The 18522-nt window shown below is 64.2% G+C and carries 15 protein-coding genes; 11 read left to right on the top strand and 4 right to left on the bottom strand.

Annotated features, from left to right (window positions below; translation table 11 throughout):
- Positions 1-6: 6 nt before the first annotated feature.
- From CF161_RS17640 to CF161_RS17625, 4 genes are all read left to right on the top strand, one after another.
- Complete coding sequence (locus CF161_RS17640) at positions 7-1353, top strand: TolC family outer membrane protein (RefSeq protein ID WP_020297944.1); 1347 nt, start codon at positions 7-9, stop codon at positions 1351-1353.
- 43 nt (positions 1354-1396) lie between these two features.
- Positions 1397-3097: a triacylglycerol lipase gene (locus tag CF161_RS17635; RefSeq protein WP_020297943.1), complete on the top strand. Its 1701-nt coding sequence runs from the start codon at positions 1397-1399 to the stop codon at positions 3095-3097.
- 79 nt (positions 3098-3176) lie between these two features.
- The gene (locus CF161_RS17630; RefSeq protein ID WP_020297942.1) at positions 3177-5030 is read left to right on the top strand and encodes a hemolysin-type calcium-binding bacteriocin; all 1854 of its coding nucleotides are present in this window, start codon (positions 3177-3179) and stop codon (positions 5028-5030) included.
- 351 nt (positions 5031-5381) lie between these two features.
- Positions 5382-5765, top strand: coding sequence for a hypothetical protein (locus CF161_RS17625; protein WP_020297941.1), 384 nt, complete (start codon positions 5382-5384; stop codon positions 5763-5765).
- Between the two features lie 20 nt (positions 5766-5785).
- On the opposite strand, the gene CF161_RS17620 is transcribed toward CF161_RS17625, so the two are convergent.
- The gene (locus CF161_RS17620; protein ID WP_020297940.1) at positions 5786-6010 is read right to left on the bottom strand and encodes a YgdI/YgdR family lipoprotein; all 225 of its coding nucleotides are present in this window, start codon (positions 6008-6010) and stop codon (positions 5786-5788) included.
- A 214-nt stretch (positions 6011-6224) separates the two neighbouring features.
- Between CF161_RS17620 and CF161_RS17615 the strand changes: the two genes are divergently transcribed.
- Positions 6225-7877 carry a VRR-NUC domain-containing protein gene (locus CF161_RS17615; RefSeq protein ID WP_020297939.1) on the top strand — a complete coding sequence of 551 codons (1653 nt, stop codon included), beginning with the start codon at positions 6225-6227 and terminating at the stop codon, positions 7875-7877.
- Positions 7874-10150, top strand: coding sequence for an ATP-dependent DNA helicase (locus CF161_RS17610; RefSeq protein WP_020297938.1), 2277 nt, complete (start codon positions 7874-7876; stop codon positions 10148-10150). Before CF161_RS17615 ends, CF161_RS17610 begins: the two co-directional genes overlap by 4 nt.
- A gap of 17 nt (positions 10151-10167) precedes the next feature.
- Here the strand turns inward: CF161_RS17610 and CF161_RS17605 are convergent, their stop codons facing one another.
- The 3 genes from CF161_RS17605 to CF161_RS17595 form a co-directional block, all read right to left on the bottom strand.
- On the bottom strand, positions 10168-10491 hold the full coding sequence (locus CF161_RS17605) for an Hpt domain-containing protein (protein WP_084471732.1): 324 nt from the start codon (positions 10489-10491) through the stop codon (positions 10168-10170).
- A 70-nt stretch (positions 10492-10561) separates the two neighbouring features.
- A complete protein-coding gene (locus CF161_RS17600) occupies positions 10562-13399 on the bottom strand; it encodes a response regulator (protein ID WP_043229728.1) in 2838 nt (945 codons plus the stop codon).
- A 122-nt stretch (positions 13400-13521) separates the two neighbouring features.
- The gene (locus tag CF161_RS17595) at positions 13522-14343 is read right to left on the bottom strand and encodes an aldo/keto reductase (RefSeq protein ID WP_043229726.1); all 822 of its coding nucleotides are present in this window, start codon (positions 14341-14343) and stop codon (positions 13522-13524) included.
- 215 nt (positions 14344-14558) lie between these two features.
- Here CF161_RS17595 and CF161_RS17590 point away from each other — a divergent pair, with 215 nt between their 5' ends.
- The 5 genes from CF161_RS17590 to CF161_RS17570 all read left to right on the top strand — a co-directional run bounded on the left by CF161_RS17590 (position 14559) and on the right by CF161_RS17570 (position 18393).
- Entirely contained in the window at positions 14559-14774 is a 216-nt protein-coding gene (locus CF161_RS17590) for a molybdopterin-binding protein (RefSeq protein WP_020297934.1), read from the top strand.
- A 77-nt stretch (positions 14775-14851) separates the two neighbouring features.
- Positions 14852-15889 carry an isopenicillin N synthase family oxygenase gene (locus CF161_RS17585; protein ID WP_020297933.1) on the top strand — a complete coding sequence of 346 codons (1038 nt, stop codon included), beginning with the start codon at positions 14852-14854 and terminating at the stop codon, positions 15887-15889.
- Between the two features lie 34 nt (positions 15890-15923).
- Positions 15924-16739, top strand: coding sequence for a MetQ/NlpA family ABC transporter substrate-binding protein (locus CF161_RS17580; protein ID WP_020297932.1), 816 nt, complete (start codon positions 15924-15926; stop codon positions 16737-16739).
- A complete protein-coding gene (locus CF161_RS17575) occupies positions 16736-17725 on the top strand; it encodes a methionine ABC transporter ATP-binding protein (RefSeq protein WP_020297931.1) in 990 nt (329 codons plus the stop codon). Before CF161_RS17580 ends, CF161_RS17575 begins: the two co-directional genes overlap by 4 nt.
- Positions 17722-18393, top strand: a complete 672-nt coding sequence (locus CF161_RS17570; RefSeq protein WP_020297930.1) for a methionine ABC transporter permease — start codon at positions 17722-17724, stop codon at positions 18391-18393. Before CF161_RS17575 ends, CF161_RS17570 begins: the two co-directional genes overlap by 4 nt.
- The last annotated feature ends 129 nt before the right edge of the window (positions 18394-18522 follow it).

Raw genomic sequence — 18522 nt, 5'->3', positions numbered from 1 at the left:
CGTCGCATGAGTAAGCTTTCCATCTTCGCTGCCGTCCTGCTGCTGGTCTGTGGCAATGCCCGGGCCATGGGACCGTTCCAGATTTACGAGCAGGCGCTGCGCAATGACCCGGTGTTCCTCGGCGCCATGAAGGAACGCGACGCCGGCCTGGAAAACCGCGCCATCGGCCGCGCCGGCTTGCTGCCCAAACTGGGCTACAGCTACAACAAGGGCCGCAACACTTCCAAGGTGACCTACCTCGACACCGTGCGCGGCACCCAGCATGAGGACCGCAACTACAGCAGCTACGGCTCGTCCTTCACCCTGCAGCAGCCGCTGATCGACTACGAAGCTTACGCCGCCTACCGCAAGGGCGTGGCCCAGGCGCTGTTCGCCGATGAGAACTTTCGCGGCAAGAGCCAGGAGCTGCTGGTACGGGTGCTGACCTATTACACCAAGGCCCTGTTCGCCCAGGACCAGATCGACATCGCCCAGGCCAAGAAGCGCGCGTTCGAGCAGCAGTTCCAGCAGAACCAGCACATGTTCCAGCAGGGCGAAGGCACCCGCACCGACATCCTTGAAGCCGAGTCACGCTATGAGCTGGCCACCGCCGAAGAAATCGAAGCCCGCGACGAGCAGGATGCCTCGCTACGGGAACTGGGGGCGCTGATTGGGGTGCCGGCGGTGGATATCGGCGACTTGCAGCCGCTGGACCAGGGGTTTCAGGTGTTCGCCCTGACCCCGGCCAATTTCGCCACCTGGCATGAGCTGGCCCTGAGCAATAACCCGAACCTGGCCTCCGGTCGCCAGCGCCTGGAAGTCGCGCGTTACGAGGTGGAGCGCAACCGCGCCGGGCATATGCCCAAGCTCAACGCCTATGCCTCGGTGCGCCAGAACGAGTCGGAAAGCGGCAATACCTACAACCAGCGCTATGACACAAACACCATCGGCATCGAGGTCAGCGTGCCGCTGTACGCCGGTGGCGGGGTGTCGGCGGCGACCCGCCAGGCCAGCCGCTCCATGGAGCAGGCCGAGTACGAACTGGACTCGCAGACCCGCGAAACCCTGATCGAGCTGCGGCGTCAGTTCAGCGCCTGCCTGTCGGGCGCCAACAAACTGCGGGCCTATCAGAAAGCCCTGAGCTCGGCCGAGGCACTGGTGGTCTCCACCCGGCAAAGCATCCTCGGCGGCGAACGGGTCAACCTTGATGCGCTGAACGCCGAGCAGCAGCTCTACAGCACCCGGCGCGACCTGGCCCAGGCGCGCTACGACTACCTGATGGCCTGGACCAAGCTGCATTACTACGCCGGCACCCTGCGCGAAGCGGACCTGGCGCGGGTCGACGAGGCCTTTGTGCCGCGCGGCCCGCACTGACGGGCCCCGGGCAGACACGATCAGCACACGAGAGGAAACCCCCATGGGCATTTTTGCTTACAAGCAGTTCTCCGAGCAGGAGGCCAAGGCGCAGTACAGCGCCGCCATGACCCTGGCGCTCTATGCCTACGCCCCCGACGGCCAGCCCCAGCCCGGCGGCTGGCTAGCGATTGGTGCCCAGGCCCTGGGTTACCAGGGCCGGGTCGGGCCCCAGGGCACGTTTTTCGGGGAACAGGCCGGCTTCACCAGCGCCGAGGCCGAAGTCCTTGGCCAATACGATGCCAATGGCCAACTGACCTCGATCGGCATCGCCTTTCGTGGCACCGGTGGCCTGGGTTTCAGCGACACCCTGGGTGATATCAAGAACAACCTGCTGGCGGCGATCGGTCCGGTGGATTACGCCCAGAACTACACCCAGAACGCCTTCAACCAACTGCTGCAAGACGTGGCGACTTTCGCCCAGGCCCAGGGCCTGGGGGCCAAGGATGTGCTGGTCAGCGGCCACAGCCTGGGCGGCTTGGCGGTCAACAGCCTGGCGGCCCTGAGTGGCGAGCACTGGGGCGGGTTTTATCAGCAGGCCAACTACGTGGCTTTCGCCTCGCCGACCCAGAGCCCGGCCACGCCCCAGGTGCTGAACATCGGCTTTGAAAACGACCCGGTGTTCCGGGTGCTCGACGGCACCCGTTTCAGCACGACCTCCCTGGGCAGCCACGACCAGCCCCAGCCCTCGGCGACCAACAATATCGTCAACTTCAACGACCATTACGCCAGCACCCTGGAGAATCTGCTGCCGCAAAGCATTCTCAACCCGCAGTCGTGGCAGGCCCACGGCTCGGCGGGGTATGCCGATGCGCTGAACCGGGTGATCGACTCAAGCTTCTACGGGCTGACGAGCAAGGATTCGACCCTGGTCATCTCCAACCTGTCGTCGTCCAACCGTGGCAACACCTGGGTCGAAGACCTCAATCGCAACGCCGAGGCGCATACGGGCAGCACCTTTATCATCGGCAGTGACGGCAACGACCTGCTCAAGGGCGGGCGTGGCAATGACTTCCTGGAAGGCCGCGACGGCGATGACCGTTTTCGCGATGACGGCGGCTACAACGTGATGCTCGGCGGCAAGGGGCACAACGTCCTCGAACTGCGCCAACCCCTCGATCACTTCACCCTGGCCAACGATGGCGACGGCACCCTGTATGTACGCGATGCCTACGGCGGCATCAGCCTGACCCGGGACATCGGCGCCCTGGTCAGCAAGGAGCTGGGTTTTGCCTGGGGCCTGTTCAGCAAAGAGGTGAGCCACGCGGTCACTGCTGGCGGGCTGTTGGCCGGTGACCAGCTGACGCCCTACAACCATTCGCTGAACGGCGATGCCTACGGCAATTCATTGGTGGCCAGCGGCGAGGGCGACTGGTTGTTCGGCCTTGGCGGCGATGACCTGCTGCGCAGCGAGCACGGCCAGGTGACCTTCGTCGGCGGTGCCGGCAACGATGAGCTTTACGCCAGCGGCGGCGGCAACACCTTCCTGTTCAACGGCGCCTTCGGCTTCGACACCCTGCACGGCTATCAGGGCAGCGACAGGCTGGTGTTCCTCGGTGTCGAAGGGGCGGGGCAGGGCTACGACTACAGCCAGCACCTGACGCAGAGCGGCCAGGACACGGTGCTGAGTGTGGGCGACTACTGCGTGACCCTGGTCGGTGTCGCCCCGGACAGCCTGGTCGGCGCGGGGCTGGTCTTCGCCTGAGCAGGCAGTGCAAGCGTGCGCCGCCGGCTTGCTGGCGGCGCCGGTTCCAGCCCGGTTTTCCCAAAAGAGAGGCACCACCATGGCGGTCTATGACTACAAAAACCTCGGCAGCGAAGGCAGCAAGGCGCTGTTCGCCGATGCCCTGGCAATCACCCTGTATTCCTACCACAACCTCGATAACGGCTTTGCCGTGGGTTATCAGCACAACGGTTTCGGCCTCGGCCTGCCGGCGACCCTGGTCAGCGCGCTGATTGGCAGCAGCGACTCCCAGGGGGTGATTCCCGGCGTGCCGTGGAACCCCGACTCGGAAAAAGCCGCCCTCGACGCCTTGCACCAGGCCGGCTGGACCCCCATCAGCGCCGCCCAGTTGGGGTATGGCGGCAAGGTCGATGTACGCGGTACTTTTTTTGGTGAAAAGGCCGGCTACACCACGGCCCAGGCCGAAGTCCTCGGCCAGTACGACGCCAATGGCCAGCTGACCTCGATCGGCATTGCCTTTCGCGGCACCAGCGGCCCGCGCGAATCGGTGATCAGCGACTCCATCGGCGATGTGCTCAACGACCTGCTGGCGGCCCTGGGGCCCAAGGACTACGCCAAAAACTACAGCGGCGAAGCATTCGGCGGCCTGCTGGGCGATGTCGCGGCCTTTGCCCGGGCTAATGGCCTGAGCGGTTCGGATATCGTGGTGAGCGGCCATAGCCTGGGCGGGTTGGCGGTCAATAGCCTGGCGGACCTGAGCGAGGGGCGCTGGGACGGGTTTTTCAAGGATGCCCGCTACCTGGCCTACGCTTCGCCGACCCAGAGCGCCGGCGACAAGGTGCTGAACATCGGCTTTGAAAACGACCCGGTGTTTCGTGCCCTGGACGGTTCGACCTTCAACCTGTCGTCCCTCGGGGTGCACGATGCGCCTCACGACTCGGCCACCAACAACATCGTCAGCTTCAACGACTTCTATGCCTCCAGCGCCTGGAACCTGCTGCCGTTCTCGATTCTCAATGTGCCCACCTGGCTCTCCCACCTGCCCAGCGGTTACGACTCCGGCATGACCCGGGTGTTGAACTCGGCGTTCTATGACTTCACCCACCAGGACTCGACCATCATCGTGGCCAACCTGTCGGACCCGGCACGGGCCGGCACCTGGGTCCAGGACCTCAACCGCAATGCCGAGGCGCACCAGGGCAGCACCTTTATCATCGGCAGCGACGGCAACGACCTGATCCAGGGCGGCAAGGGCAATGACTACCTGGAGGGCGGCGCGGGCAACGATACGTTCCGCGATGGCGGCGGTTACAACATGCTGCTCGGTGGCCAGGGGCACAACACCCTGGAGTTGCAGCAGTCGGTGCACAACCTGGTGTTTGCCAACGATGGCGCCGGCAGCCTGTACATCCGCGATGCCCAGGGCGGCCTCAGCATCACCCGGGATATCGGCACCTTGACCAGCAAGGAGTCGGGCGCGTTGTGGGGGCTGTTCAAGGACGAAGTCAGCCACCAGGTCACGGACAAGGGCCTGCTGGCGGGCACGGTGCTGACCGCCTACGCCAAGTCCCACAGTGGCGACGCCGGCGCCAACCAGGTCCGGGCCGACGCCGCGGGTGACTGGCTGTTCGGCCTGGGAGGCAACGACCATCTGCTGGGCGAGCTCGGTCATCATGTGTTTGTCGGCGGCGCCGGTGATGACCTGCTGCAGGCGGGGGGCGGCCACAACACCTTTGTCTTCAGTGGCGACTTCGGCCATGACCGGCTGGTGGGGTATCAGGCCAGTGACAGCCTGGTGTTCATGGGGGTGGCCGGGGTGGCGCCGAACGACAGCTACCGTGCCCACGCCACAGCGGTGGGCAATGACACGCTGCTGAGCTTTGGCCAGGCTTCGGTGACCCTGGTGGGCGTGGGCCTGGAGCAATTGAACGGCGCGGGCATCGTCCTCGCCTGAGGCATCGAGGCGGGCGGCGCGGGTTTCGCACGCGCCGCCACCGCCAATCACTGGTAGCCGATCACGATCGGCTCGCGGCGCAGCACCTGGACCGATGCCGGTGAGGTGGGCGTGACCTGCACCCCAAGTAATGACTCCAATACCTTGCACCTGGGGCTACCGCCCGAGGGCGCTCATGGTGAGCGCTGGGAAAGCATAGCCAACATGACGCACACCGCGAGGGCGGTCCCGGCGCCTTTATCCAGGGGCGCGGGCAGGGACTAAAGCGTCAGGCAGCCCATGCGTTATTCAGGCACGGGCGATGGCCACAAGTTGTCGCACCGGCCCAATGGACAGCAGGAGACAAGTCAGGTGAGTAACAACAAGAGGTGTGCAATCGGTCTGGTGCTGAGCCTGCTGGCAGGCACGACGCTGGCGGACGAGCTGCCGCACAACTCGATTTTGCAGCGTTATGGCGTGACCCCGGAGCAATTGCCGGCCGGGGCCAAATTGAAGGTCGAACCCAAGCAACAGCCGGCCCCCAGCCGTTTTCACATCGCCCCGGAGCAACCCTGGGCCCAGGTCCGGCTGGGGGACGGCCAGCAGCCGGAAACCACGGGCAATATCAGCATCGACAATGCCGCCAGGCAGGAATACGACCGCTGCCAGAAGGTTCGCGGCGAGTTGTACAAGCGCAATGCCCAGCAGAGCATTTCCTGCGATGGCAGTGTCCCGGGGCTCGGCCTCTACCGCTGATTGCCCTTGATCGGAGGCGGTTATTGTTCCTGGCGGACGGTGGCGACATCGTCCGCCTTGATGCGAATTTTCTTGCCGGAAATATCGACGAACTCATAGAAACCATCGGCGGTGCGAGTCTTTGGCACATCCTTGGTCAGGTACTGGGTGCCGTTCTGCAAGGTCACCACGGTGGGCGAAGCGCAACCCGCCAAGGCCAGGAGTGCGGTGGCCGCCAGGGCCAGGCCCAGGGTTTCAAACTTCATAGACAAACCTCTCGTTCATGCACGTTGAAGGTGCACAGTGTGCCGTATTTTCATGACGCTATAGTCATTCTCCGTCGCGACAACCCTCGGAAAATACTGTTCGTCCAGGGCCGGCAAGCCAGGACGCCATTTATCCAATAGTGTTTGCCAGGCACGGCGCCCAGCTGTTATCTGTATGCATAACCAGTGTCTTTTTCCGCGGTGCCTGCCTTCTGTGACTTCCAACCCCCTCGAAAACCCGTTCTATTACCTGCACAACTTTCAGCAAGTGCTGGCCTGGATCGAGCAGCGGTATGCCGACCTGCTGTGCCCTGAAGAGCAGCGCTTCATCGCGGATTTCGCCGGTTTGGCGCAACCTGCCCAGGCATTGCTGGTACGCCTGGTGATGCGCAAGGGCCGGCATTTTCGCGCCGCCAAGCTGAGTTATGCCGAGATAGGCGATATCACCCTGGCGGCCACGCCCCTGGTGCGCCTGGGCTGGCTCGATCCGCGGGCCGAGGTGTCCCTGGACGAGCTGTTCGGCCTGTTGCAAAAGGCCGAAATCCTGCAGTGTTTTGCCGCCATGATCGATCAGCCCAAAGCCCGGAAAAGCGATTGGCTGGCGCTATTGACCGAGCATGGAGGCCCGTCCCGGGCCTTCGCCGAGTGGTGCCCGCAGCTCGATGATCAGTTGCTGAGCCTGACGGTCATGGATCTGTGCGATCGCCTGCGCCTGATGTTTTTCGGCAACCTGTACCAGGACTGGTCGGAGTTCGTGCTGGCCGACCTTGGCATCTACACCTACGAAAAAGTCGAGTTCAGCGCCGATTCCCGTGGCTTGCGCAGCCGCAGCGACGTGGATGGCTTTATCTATTTGCAACAGTGCCAGGAAGCTTTCGAAGCCGGGCACGAGCTGGCTGATGTGCTGGCGCGGATCCAGGCCTTGCCCATCGACAACCCCTGGCTGGAAAAACGCCGCGCCAAGCTGCTGTTTCAACTGGGCCAGCACTGCGAGCGCCTGGCGGACTGGGCGCTGGCCCTGGCGATCTATAGCGGCTGTGCCTACCCCGGGGCGCGGATGCGGCTGATCCGCGTGCTGGAACGCAGCGGCGACTATCCCCAGGCCCTGGCACTGGCCGAGGTGGCGGACCAGGCACCGCAAAGCGCAGCCGAACAGCAACTGCTGCTGCGGGTGTTGCCGCGCCTGCGGCGCAAGCTGGGCGGGCCGGTCCAGCGCCGGGTGCCGGGCCGCGAGCCACAACGCCTGGACCTGAACCTGGCCCGCAGCGATGAGCTGCTGTCGGTGGAGTACCACGTCCAGGCCCACCTGCATGCCGAACAGGCCCCGGTGCACTACGTCGAAAACAGCCTGATCAATTCGCTGTTCGGCCTGCTGTGCTGGCCGGCGATCTTCGCACCGTTGCCCGGGGCGTTCTTTCACCCGTTCCAGCGCGGGCCGGTGGACCTGTTGAGCGAAGATTTCCATCCGCGTCGTGCCGAGTTGTTCCAGGCCTGCCTGGCCGAGTTGGATGACGGGCGTTACATCCGCACCATCCGCCAGCGCTTCGTGGCCAAGTGGGGCGTGCAATCACCCTTCGTGTTCTGGAGCGCGCTGACTGAAGAGCTGCTCGAGCAGGCCCTGGACTGCCTGCCCGCGACCCACCTCAAGCACTGGTTCGAGCGCCTGTTGCTGGATATCCGCGCCAATCGTGCGGGCATGCCGGACCTGATCCAGTTCTGGCCCGAGCAAAAGACCTACCGCATGATCGAGGTCAAGGGCCCGGGCGATCGCCTGCAGGACAACCAGTTGCGTTGGCTGGAGTTCTGCCACCAGCACCAGATGCCGGTGGCGGTGTGCTATGTGCAATGGCAGGAGCAGCCGGCTTGAACTACCGCATCGCGGTGCGGGCGCTGTGCGAGTTCACGGCCAAGGTCGGTGACCTCGACTTGCGTTTCACCCCATCGCCCACGGCGCTCGAAGGCATCGCCGGCCATCGCACGGTGGCCGCCCGACGCAGCCCCGGCTACCAGAGCGAAGTGGCCCTGCAAGGCCAGTACGGACCGTTGACGGTCAAGGGCCGGGCCGATGGCTACGACCCCACGCAAAACCTGTTGGAAGAGGTCAAGACCTACCGTGGCGACCTCAGCCGCATGCCGGCCAACCATCGGCAACTGCACTGGGCCCAGGCCAAGGTCTATGGCTGGCTGATGTGCCAGGCCCTGGAGCTGAGTGAGATCCGCCTGGCGCTGGTGTATTTCGACATTGTCAGCGAGCAGGAAACTGCCCTGGTCGAGCCCTTTGAGGCGGCGGTGCTGGAGCTGTTTTTCAAGCAGCAGTGCGCAGTCTTTGTGCAGTGGGCCGAGCAGGAACTGGCGCACCGCAGCGCGCGGGACCTGGCAACCCAGGCCCTGGCGTTCCCCCATGGGCAGTTTCGCAGCGGCCAGCGCTCCCTGGCGGAGTCGGTGTACAAGGCGGTGAGCACCGGGCGCTGCCTGATGGCCCAGGCCCCGACCGGGATCGGCAAGACCATTGGCACCCTCTTTCCCATGCTCAAGGCCATGGCCCCGCAGCACCTGGACAAGCTGTTGTTCCTGACGGCCAAGACCCCGGGGCGCAAACTGGCGCTGGATGCGTCCCAGGTGCTGTTCGACAGCTGCCCCGAGCTGCCGTTGCGGGTGCTGGAACTGGTGGCCCGGGACAAAGCCTGCGAGCACCCGGACAAGGCCTGCCACGGCGAGTCCTGTCCCCTGGCCAGCGGCTTCTACGATCGCCTGCCGGCGGCGCGCCAGGCGGCCAGCCAGGTGCGCCTGCTGGACCAGCAGCACCTGCGGCAGATTGCCCTGGCGCATGAGGTCTGCCCCTATTACCTGAGCCAGGAAATGGCCCGCTGGAGCGACCTGGTGGTCGCGGACTACAACTACTACTTCGATTTCAGCGCCTTGCTGTTCGGCCTGGCCCAGGCCAATCAGTGGACCGTGGCGGTGTTGGTGGACGAGGCGCACAACCTGGTGGAGCGCGGGCGATCGATGTACAGCGCCAGCCTCGACCAGTACCAGATGAACACGGTGCGGGCGGCGGCGCCCGAGGCGCTGAAAAAGCCCCTGCAACGCTTGAACCGCGAGTGGAACGCCCTGCACAAGGAGCAACTGGCGCCTTACCAGGCCTATGCCCAGGCGCCGGCGGCCTTGCTCAAGGCCCTGTCGCTGTGTGTTTCGGCGATAGGCGATTACCTCAACGATCATCCTCAGGGGCTGGATGCCAGCCTCCAGGGTTTCTACTTCGAGATGCTGCAGTTCGCCCGGGTTGCAGAGTTGTTCGATGAGCACTTTGTGTTCGATATCAGCAAGCGTGAACTCAATGCCAAGCGCAGCCTGTCCCAGCTGTGCCTGCGCAATGTGGTGCCGGCGGGGTTCATTCGCCCGCGGTTGACGGCGGCGCGCAGTTGCGTGCTGTTTTCCGCGACCCTCAACCCGCGGCATTACTACAGCGACCTGCTGGGCCTGCCGGAGACCACGGTCTGGGTCGATGTCGAGTCGCCCTTCGACGCGGCGCAACTGGAGGTGCATATCGTCAAGCGCATCTCCACCCGCTTTGTGCATCGCCAGGCGTCCCTGGCGCCGATTGTCGAGCTGATGGCTCGCCAGTTCCGTCAGCGTCCCGGCAATTACCTGGCGTTCTTCAGCAGTTTCGATTACCTGCAGCAGGTGGCGCAGTTTCTGGCCCGAGAGCACCCGGACATTGCCCTGTGGCTGCAATCGCGGGGCATGGACGAAGGGCAGCGCCAGGGCTTTCTCGATCGGTTCAGCAGCGAAGGCCAGGGCATCGGGTTTGCGGTGCTGGGCGGGGCATTTGGCGAGGGTATCGATTTACCGGGGTCGCGGCTGATCGGGGCCTTTATCGCCACCCTGGGCCTGGCCCAACTGAACCCGGTGAACGAGCAGTTGAAGCAGCGCATGGCGGCGATCTTTGGCGCCGGCTATGACTACACCTACCTCTACCCGGGGCTGCAGAAAGTGGTACAGGCCGCGGGCCGGGTGATTCGCAGCCAGCAGGATCGCGGGGTGGTGATGTTGATCGATGATCGTTTTGGCGAGGCACGGATCCAGCAACTGCTGCCGCGCTGGTGGGCCTTGCAGCCCGATCTGCCGCTGCCGAGTTGAGTTCATTCGAGCTGAGCTCATTGCTCCAGCTGATCAAGAAACAGCGTCAGCCGTTGCGCCAGCTGCCGGGCCTGTAACTCCAGGCCGGAACCGGGGCGCTGCTCGCGCAGTTGGTTTTCCAGCTCGACACAGGCGCGCGCCAGGGGCAGGGCGTTGACCACGCCCATGGCCCCGGCAACGCTGTGAAAAGATTGCGCCGCCTGCAACGCATTGCCCGTGTCCAGGGCGACGTCAATGCGCTGGATATCCGCACGCAGGGTGCTGATAAACACGTCGCGCAAGGCCACGGGCAGTAGCAGCGCATCCATATCGGCGGCGAAAGGTGGGCTAGACAAGGGCATGGGCTATAGCCGCTCCGAGTGGGTGGCAGGGGTTGCGGGTTGGGCCATTGCGCGTGCAACAGCAGCAGGTTCAGGTGTCCGGTGGTCCGGGCTGCGGCGGCGCCTTGGCGTAAGGCGCCAGGTAACTGAGCAGCGTGCGCAGGGAGAAGGGTTTGACCAGGCAGCGCTCCATGCCGGCTGCCAGGCATTGGGCTTCTTCGCCGTGCATGGCGTTGGCGGTTGCACCGAAAATCGGCGTGCTGCAACCGAGTCGCCGCAGCTCCCGGCTTAATTCATAGCCATTGAGCCTGGGCATGTTGATATCGGTCAGGACCACATCGAAGCGCTCGTTGTGCCACAGGCTCAAGGCTTCGTCGCCATTGCCGGCCAGTTTTACGCTGCAGCCCAGCTCTTCCAGCTGGTCCTTGAGGATCAACTGGTTGATCACGTTGTCTTCGGCCACCAGCACATGCAGGCCCAGCTTGGGCAGGTGTTGGCTCTGGATCAGCGTTTCGTCCTCGGTGGCGGGCTGCCCCTGGGCCTGGCTGACGGCCCGGTGAATGGCCCGCAGGTCGCTGATGTCCACCTGCCAGCCACGATCGCGGGGCGGCTCGTGATGCCCGATGGCGCAGGCCAGGACCAGCGGCCCCTGCCATTCGGGTTCGAGCCGATGCTTGATGGCGCCCGGGTGCAGTTCGAGCAACACGCAACCACTGGCGGCATCGATGTAGCCAGGCAGGCGCAGGTGCACCCGCGCGCCCCAGCGTCGCAACCAGCCCGCCAGGCTCTCCGCCAGCTCGCGCACTGGAGACCGCACGTAGATTATCTGGGGCCCGAGCAGGGGCATGAAAGAGGTTTGGGCCGTGTCCATCGCCCGTTGCAACGGCAGGCTCAGGCTGAAGCTGCTGCCCAGCCCAAGCTCGCTGACCACGCGCATGTCACCGTTCATCAACCGTGTCAGGCGCAGGCAGATGGGCAGGCCCAAACCGGTGCCGGCGACCACGTTGGTATTGCCCGAGGTCTGGAAAAACGGTTCGAACAGCAGCATTTGGTCCTGCTCGGTGATGCCCTTGCCGGTATCGCTGACCTGCCACTCGATGGTGCAGCGGTTGCCCTCCAGTTCAACCAGGTGGGCCCGCAGCACCACGCGCCCGACATCGGTGAATTTGAGTGCATTACTCAACAGGTTGCCGAGTATCTGCCGAATGCGCGCGACATCACCGACCAGCCGTTCCGGCAGTTGCCACTCCAGGCAGGCATACAGTTGCAGGCCCTTGGCCTGGGCAGCGGCGGCATAGCTCTGGACGATTTCGCAGGCCAGGTCCAGGGGCGAAAACTCGCGGAGTTCCAGTGCCAGTTGTCCGGCTTCGATTTTCGACACGTCGAGCACGCCGCAGATCATCTGCAGCAGGGTCGCCGACGAGCCTTCCATCGCCTGCAGGTAGTGTTTCTGCTGCTGGTCGAGCCGAGTGCGCCCCAGCAGTTCCAGGGTCCCGAGCACACCGTAGAGCGGGGTCCGGATCTCGTGGCTCATGGTGGCCAGGAACAGGGTCTTGGCCTCGTTGGCGGACTCGGCTAGGGACCGGGCTTCATCGAGTGCGGCTTCAACCTGCTTGCGGGTGCTGATGTCGCTGAAGGCGCAGAACAGCACGTCTTCGCCGCGGTAGCGGGTAGGCACCGAACTCAGGTGGAGGTGCCGGCCCTCGGCGGTTTCGACGTGATCGATGGGGGCGCTGCTGTCCGGATCGAACACCTGCCGGATCCAGCCATCCCGCCGCTGGCCAGGCGCTTTTCCTTGCCCCAGCCATTGTTGCGCCAGGGTGTTTTCCAGGACCACCTGGCCGTCGCTGCGGCGCAACACGCACAGGGCCACGGGGGCGGTCTGGATCACGTCACGGCTGAACGCCTCACTTTCCACCAGGGCCTGGATCCGGTTCAGCGCCGGGACGATAAAGTGCTGCGCCACACGCCGGGTCAGCAAGTGGATCAGGCCGGCGCTCAGCAGGCTGAACAGCAGCGCGCCCAACAGTTGCGGCCACAGGTCATGAAGCAGCTTGCGCAATTCGAAGGCGTAGATCAGTTGCCAATCCGTGGATTTGAGCTGCTTGCGGATCACCAACTGCTCGGGAAACCAGCCACCGCCGATCAAGCCGAAAAAGTTGTCGCTTTGCAGCTCAAGCAGGGCCTGGCTCAAGCGGTAGGTGGGGGTGTTGGTCAGGACCAGGGCGCCCTGGGAGTTGAGGATCATGAACTCCCCGGCGCTCTGGTCGCTGAGGGCCGCCAGGACTTCGTTGCCATCCATTTCCAGGCCCAGCCAGCCGGAATCGGCGACGAGAGGATCGAGGGCAAAGAAAATGTACAACTGGGTGGACTGCGCCGATTGTTCGGTCAACCACTGACCTTCGTCGCCGCGCGTCATCCGCGGTTCCTGCGCCACCAGGTGTTTTAGTACCGATGGCGGCACGGTGACTGCCTGCGGGTGGGCGCCGTACAGGCGTTCGACCCGAGGTTGAGGGGCTGCGCTGATGTACAGCAGGTTCAGTTGCTTGTGCTTGAGGTGTTCGCGCATGCGCTCGGTGAGCCAGATGCTCCATTGCTCGCCACCGGCATTGCCCTGTCGCAGCCTGATTTCGTCTTGGGTCGCGGGTGGCAGTTGCGCCTGCTCGGCGGTCTGGCGCACCGCCGACAGGCTGAGGCTTTCGAGCAGGGTTTCACGGGTGGTGAAGAAGGTTTGCGCCTGGACGATGGCGCCGCTCATGTAGTTGTGGCGCCGGGACAGGCTGTCGTTCAGGGTTGAGCGCACAAAGTTGTAGACGCCGATCAGAATGCCCGCGAGCAGCAACAACGCAAAAAGCCGAAGCAAGCGGAGAGCGACTTCGGGTCGGGAAAGGAGTGGATTTATCTGATGCAGGCAGCTTTTTAGTCTCATGCGCCAACTGTAAAGCTGGAGCAAGCTGCCCAGGCATCAGACGAATCTTAAATACATCGGTGTCAGAACTCTGCTAGTCGTCAGTCTTTTCTGAGTCGCACCCAGAAAGCGCCGATTCGGGCTCAAACCATGGCCAGGCGTCGTTTACGTGTAGGGGCGGCGAAGGCGCTGTCGATGGCGGCCAGGTCTTCGGCCTCCAGGTGCAGGCTGGCCGCGGCGGCGTTGAGTCGCAGGTGTTCCGGGTGCACCGCCTTGGGAATCGCGATCACCCCGTCCTGACGCAATACCCAGGCCAGGGACACCTGGGCCGTGGTCACCTGGTGGCGCTGGGCAATCTGTGCCAGCAGCGGATGGGCGAGCAGGGCGCCGGCCTGGGCCATCGGGCAGTACGCCATGATCGGCAGGCGCTGTTGCTGGCTCCAGGGCAGGAGGTCAAACTCGATGCCGCGCTCTTCGATGTTGTACAGCACCTGGTTGGTGGCACAGGCCGGGGTCGCCAGTTCCTGCAAGTCGTCCAGGTCGAAGTTGGACACGCCCCAGCGCCCGATCTTGCCGTCGGCCCGCAGGCGTTCAAAGGCCTCGACGGTTTCTTCCAGGGGGTACTGGCCGCGCCAGTGCAGCAGGTACAGATCGATGCAGTCAGTGCCCAGCCGTTTCAGGCTGCGCTCGCACGCCTGGGGGATACCCTGGCGGCTGGCATTGTGCGGGTAGACCTTGCTCACCAGAAACACCTGTTCGCGCCGCCCGGCAATGGCTTCGCCGACCACCGCCTCGGCGCCGCCCTCGGCGTACATTTCGGCGGTGTCGATCAGGCTCATGCCCAGATCGATACCGGTGCGCAACGCGTGCACTTCCCGGGTCCGTTGATGGCGGTCCTCGCCCATGTGCCAGGTGCCCTGGCCCAGTACCGGGACGCTGACGCCCGCCAGTTCGAGCATTCGCATACACAACCTCCTGAAACAGCCTGATCAGCCGTGGGGCCTCAGAAAAACAAAGGGGCTGCGCGGGGTCAAGCCGATCGGCTTGGCGGGGAGGGGTTTCATATATCCAAAAAGAATAAAATACTAATTATTTATTCCTTTAAAACAGTTCGCCAAGGGTGCACTTTAGCCCTCAGCCACCCGGCGGATTTGCCGGGCCTCACACAGGAAGACCGAGCATGACCATTAAAGCGATCAACGTACGCAATCAGTTCAAGGGCGTGATCAAGGAGATCCACGAAGGCCAGGTGGTCTCGGAAATCGACGTGCAGACCGCCTCCGGCATCGTCACCTCGGTGATCACCACCCGTTCGGTGCGCGATTTGGAATTGAAGATCGGCAGCGAAGTCATCGCCTTCGTCAAATCCACCGAAGTGTCGATCGCCAAGCTCTGAGGCCGCCTTGAGCTCAAGGGTTGCGCGCAGGGGTTGCGGCGCGCATCGGACTTTTTCAATTCACAGGGGAGTGAAGCATGTCGCACTCGCTGGATATCACCGCGCTGCCTTCGCTGGACCTGGCGCTGCTGGACGGTAGCCCCGCGCAGCGCCAGGGGTTTCTTGAGCAACTGCGCCATGCGGCGCGGGACGTGGGGTTTTTCTACCTGACCAGGCACGGCATCGACAGCCAGTTGCTGCAACAGGTGCAGCAGCAGGCACGGCAGTTCTTTGCCTTGCCCGAGGCACAGAAACTGGCGGTGGGGATGATCAATTCCGCGCATTTTCGCGGCTATAACCGTGCGGCCTCGGAGATCACCCGTGGCCAGCCGGACTTGCGCGAGCAGTTCGACGTCGGGGCCGAGCGCCAGGCGCTGGCACTGGACGCCCACAGCCCGGCCTGGGCACGCCTGCAAGGGCCCAACCAATGGCCCGAAGCCTTGCCCCAGCTCAAGCCCTTGCTGCTGGAATGGCAGCAGGCGATGACCGCCATGTCCCTGCGCCTGCTGCGCGCGTTCGCCCTGGCGTTGTCCCTGCCGGAGCAGGCCTTCGATCAGTTGTACGGCGACAAGCCCAATGAACACATCAAGTTGATCCGCTACCCCGGCCGCGCCCCCGGCGAAAGCCAGCAGGGCGTTGGCGCACACAAGGATTCCGGGTTCCTGAGTTTTCTCTTGCAGGACCAACAGGCCGGGCTGCAGGTGGAGGTCGAGGACGGGCGCTGGATCGATGCCCTGCCACGGGAGAACTCGCTGGTGGTGAACATCGGCGAGTTACTGGAGCTGGCCAGCAACGGCTACCTGCGGGCCACTGTGCACCGGGTGCATTCGCCGCCGCCGGACCGTGATCGCCTGTCCATTGCGTTTTTCCTCGGCGCCCGGCTGGACGCGGTGGTGCCGCTGTATCCGCTGCCCGCCGAACTGCAACGCGAAGCCCGCGGCCCGGCCAGCGACCCGGCCAACCCGCTGCTGCGCGATGTTGGCTGGAATTACCTCAAGGGGCGCCTGCGCTCCCATCCGGATGTGGCGCAGCGCTTCTATGGCGACGCCTTGCTGCCCGCGGCGCTGAGTGCCTGACCTCTCTATTCGTTACCCGATCAAGGACTGCCCCATGTTGAAGAAAAGCGCATTGACCCTGGCGTTGTTGAGTGGACTGTCCGCCGCATGTGCCGTGCAAGCCGTGGAACCCCTGCGGGTCGCCGCCGACCCGGTGCCCCACGCGCAGATCCTGGCCTACGTGCAGAAGATCGACCCGCAATTGCAGCTCAAGATCATCGAGATCCCCAACGGCGTGAACTCCAACGAGTTGCTGGCCCACGGTGATGTCGACGCCAACTACTTCCAGCACCTACCGTACCTGCAATCCCAGGAGCAGGCCCTGGGCCAGAAGTTCGCGGTGGCCGCCACGGTGCACATCGAGCCCCTGGGGATTTACTCCCATCGCCACAAGAGCTTTGACCAGGTGCCGGTCAAAGGCACGGTGGCGGTGCCCAATAACGTCACCAACCTGAGTCGCGCCCTGTACCTGCTGCAAGACAATGGCCTGATCAAGCTCAAGCCCGGTTTCGACGACCCGGCCCACGACCAGGCGACCCCCAAGGACATCGCGCAGAACCCCAAGCAACTGAAGATTATCGAGATCGAATCGCCGCAGATCCCTCGGGCCCTGGACGATGTCGACCTGGCGGTGATCAACGGCAACTACGCCCTGGAAGCCGGGCTGGTGCCGGCCAAGGATGCCCTGGGCCTGGAGAAGGCCGCGCACAACCCTTACGCCAACATTCTGGTCACCACCCCCAAACTGCAGGATGACCCGCGGATCAAGCAATTGGCCAAGGACCTGAATTCACCGCAAGTGGCCAAGTTCATCACTGAAAACTACTCGGGGTCGGTGATCCCGGTAGCGGTTGCGGGCAGCCAGCCATGATCGAAGTCGAGCAGTTGAGCAAAAGCTACGGGGCCGGGCAGGCGCCGGCGCTGGACCGGGTGTCGTTGAGCATCCCCGATGGCGCGGTGTACGGCATTCTCGGGCGCAGTGGGGCGGGCAAGTCGACCCTGTTGCGTTGCCTCAACCTGCTCGAACGCCCCAGTTCCGGGCGCATCATCCTGGACGGGCAAGACCTGACTACCCTGGGCGACAAGCCCCTGCGCCAGCAACGCCAGCGCATCGGCATGATCTTCCAGGGCTTCAACCTGCTGCATGCGCGCACGGTCAGGGACAACATCGCGGTGCCCCTGGAAATCGCCGGCATGCCCAAGGCCCAGCGTCTGGCGCGGGTCCGCGAGTTGCTGGACCTGGTGGGCCTGGGCGACAAGGCCGAGGCCTTTCCCTCGCAACTGTCGGGTGGGCAGAAGCAGCGCGTGGGCATTGCCCGGGCCCTGGCCGCGCGCCCGGCGTATTTGCTCTCGGATGAAGCCACCAGCGCCCTCGACCCGGAAACCACGGCGTCGATCCTGGAGCTGTTGCGCGATATCAATCGCCAGTTGGGGGTGACCATTGTCCTGATCACCCACGAGCTGGAGGTGGTCAAGTCGATCTGCGACCACGCCGCCTCCCTGGCTCAGGGGCGCCTGGTGGAGGCCGGGCCGATCCGCCAGTTGCTGGCCGACCCGGATTCAAGCCTTGGGCGTTCGTTGTTGCCCGGTTACCAACGGGCGCTGGGAGCCGACGACGACAGCCGCCAGGCGTTGGAACTGACGTTTTTCGATTCCTTGCTGGCGACCCCGATTCTGCAAGCGCTGGCCCAGCAGCAGGGGGTGGATGTGAGCGTGCTGGCCAGTGGCGTGGAATCGATCGGCGGGCAGCGGGTAGGGCGCCTGCGCGTCGCATTTCGCCAGCCCCACGATGCGCTGAAGCTGGCGCAGGTGGTGGACTTTCTCAAGCAACGCGGGGTCAGGGCTGAATCCTCATGAACAAAACCACTGACTGGAATGAAATCGCCCAACTGCTGTTCAACGCCACCGGGGAAACCCTGTACATGGTGTTGCTGGCCGGGCTCTTTACCCTGCTGATCGGCCTGCCGCTGGGGGTGTTGCTGTTTGTCAGCCGCGCCCGCGGCCTGTATCCGCTGCCCCGGCTCAACAATGCCCTGGGGGCGCTGGTCAACCTGGGGCGCTCGCTGCCGTTCGTGGTGATGCTGATTGCCCTGATCCCCCTGACCCGGCTGGTGGTGGGTACGACCCTGGGCAGCACGGCGGCGGTGGTGCCGATCACCATTGGTGCCTTTCCGTTTTTTGCGCGAATCGTCGAGAACGCCCTGGATGAAGTCGACAAGGGGCGCATTGAAGCGATCCTGGCCATGGGTGGTGACATTCGCCATGTGATCTTCAAGGTGCTGCTGCCCGAAGCGCTGCCGGCACTGCTGGCGGGGATCACCCTGACCCTGGTGATGCTGATCGGCTTTTCCTCGATGGCCGGGGTGATTGGCGGCGGTGGCCTGGGCGACCTGGCGATTCGCTACGGTTACCAGCGTTTCAACAACCAGATCATGGTCGCCACCGTGGTGGTGCTGGTGATTCTGGTGCAGGGCGTGCAGAGCCTGGGGGATCGCCTGGTGCGCTCGCTGGCTCACCGCCGCTGAAACCGTCACGCCGCACAGCAAGCCCGGAGCGAAGGGTCGCGCCGGGCTTTTTCGTGGGTGCCTGGATCTGCCCCCTGGCTGCCGCAGTCGCTGCAATCAGCCCCTCGTGGCGCGGTGAAAAGCGCCGTA

The organism is Pseudomonas sp. CF161 (assembly GCF_000416215.1).
GTDB lineage: Bacteria > Pseudomonadota > Gammaproteobacteria > Pseudomonadales > Pseudomonadaceae > Aquipseudomonas.
This window is presented reverse-complemented; position numbering and strand designations above follow the sequence as displayed.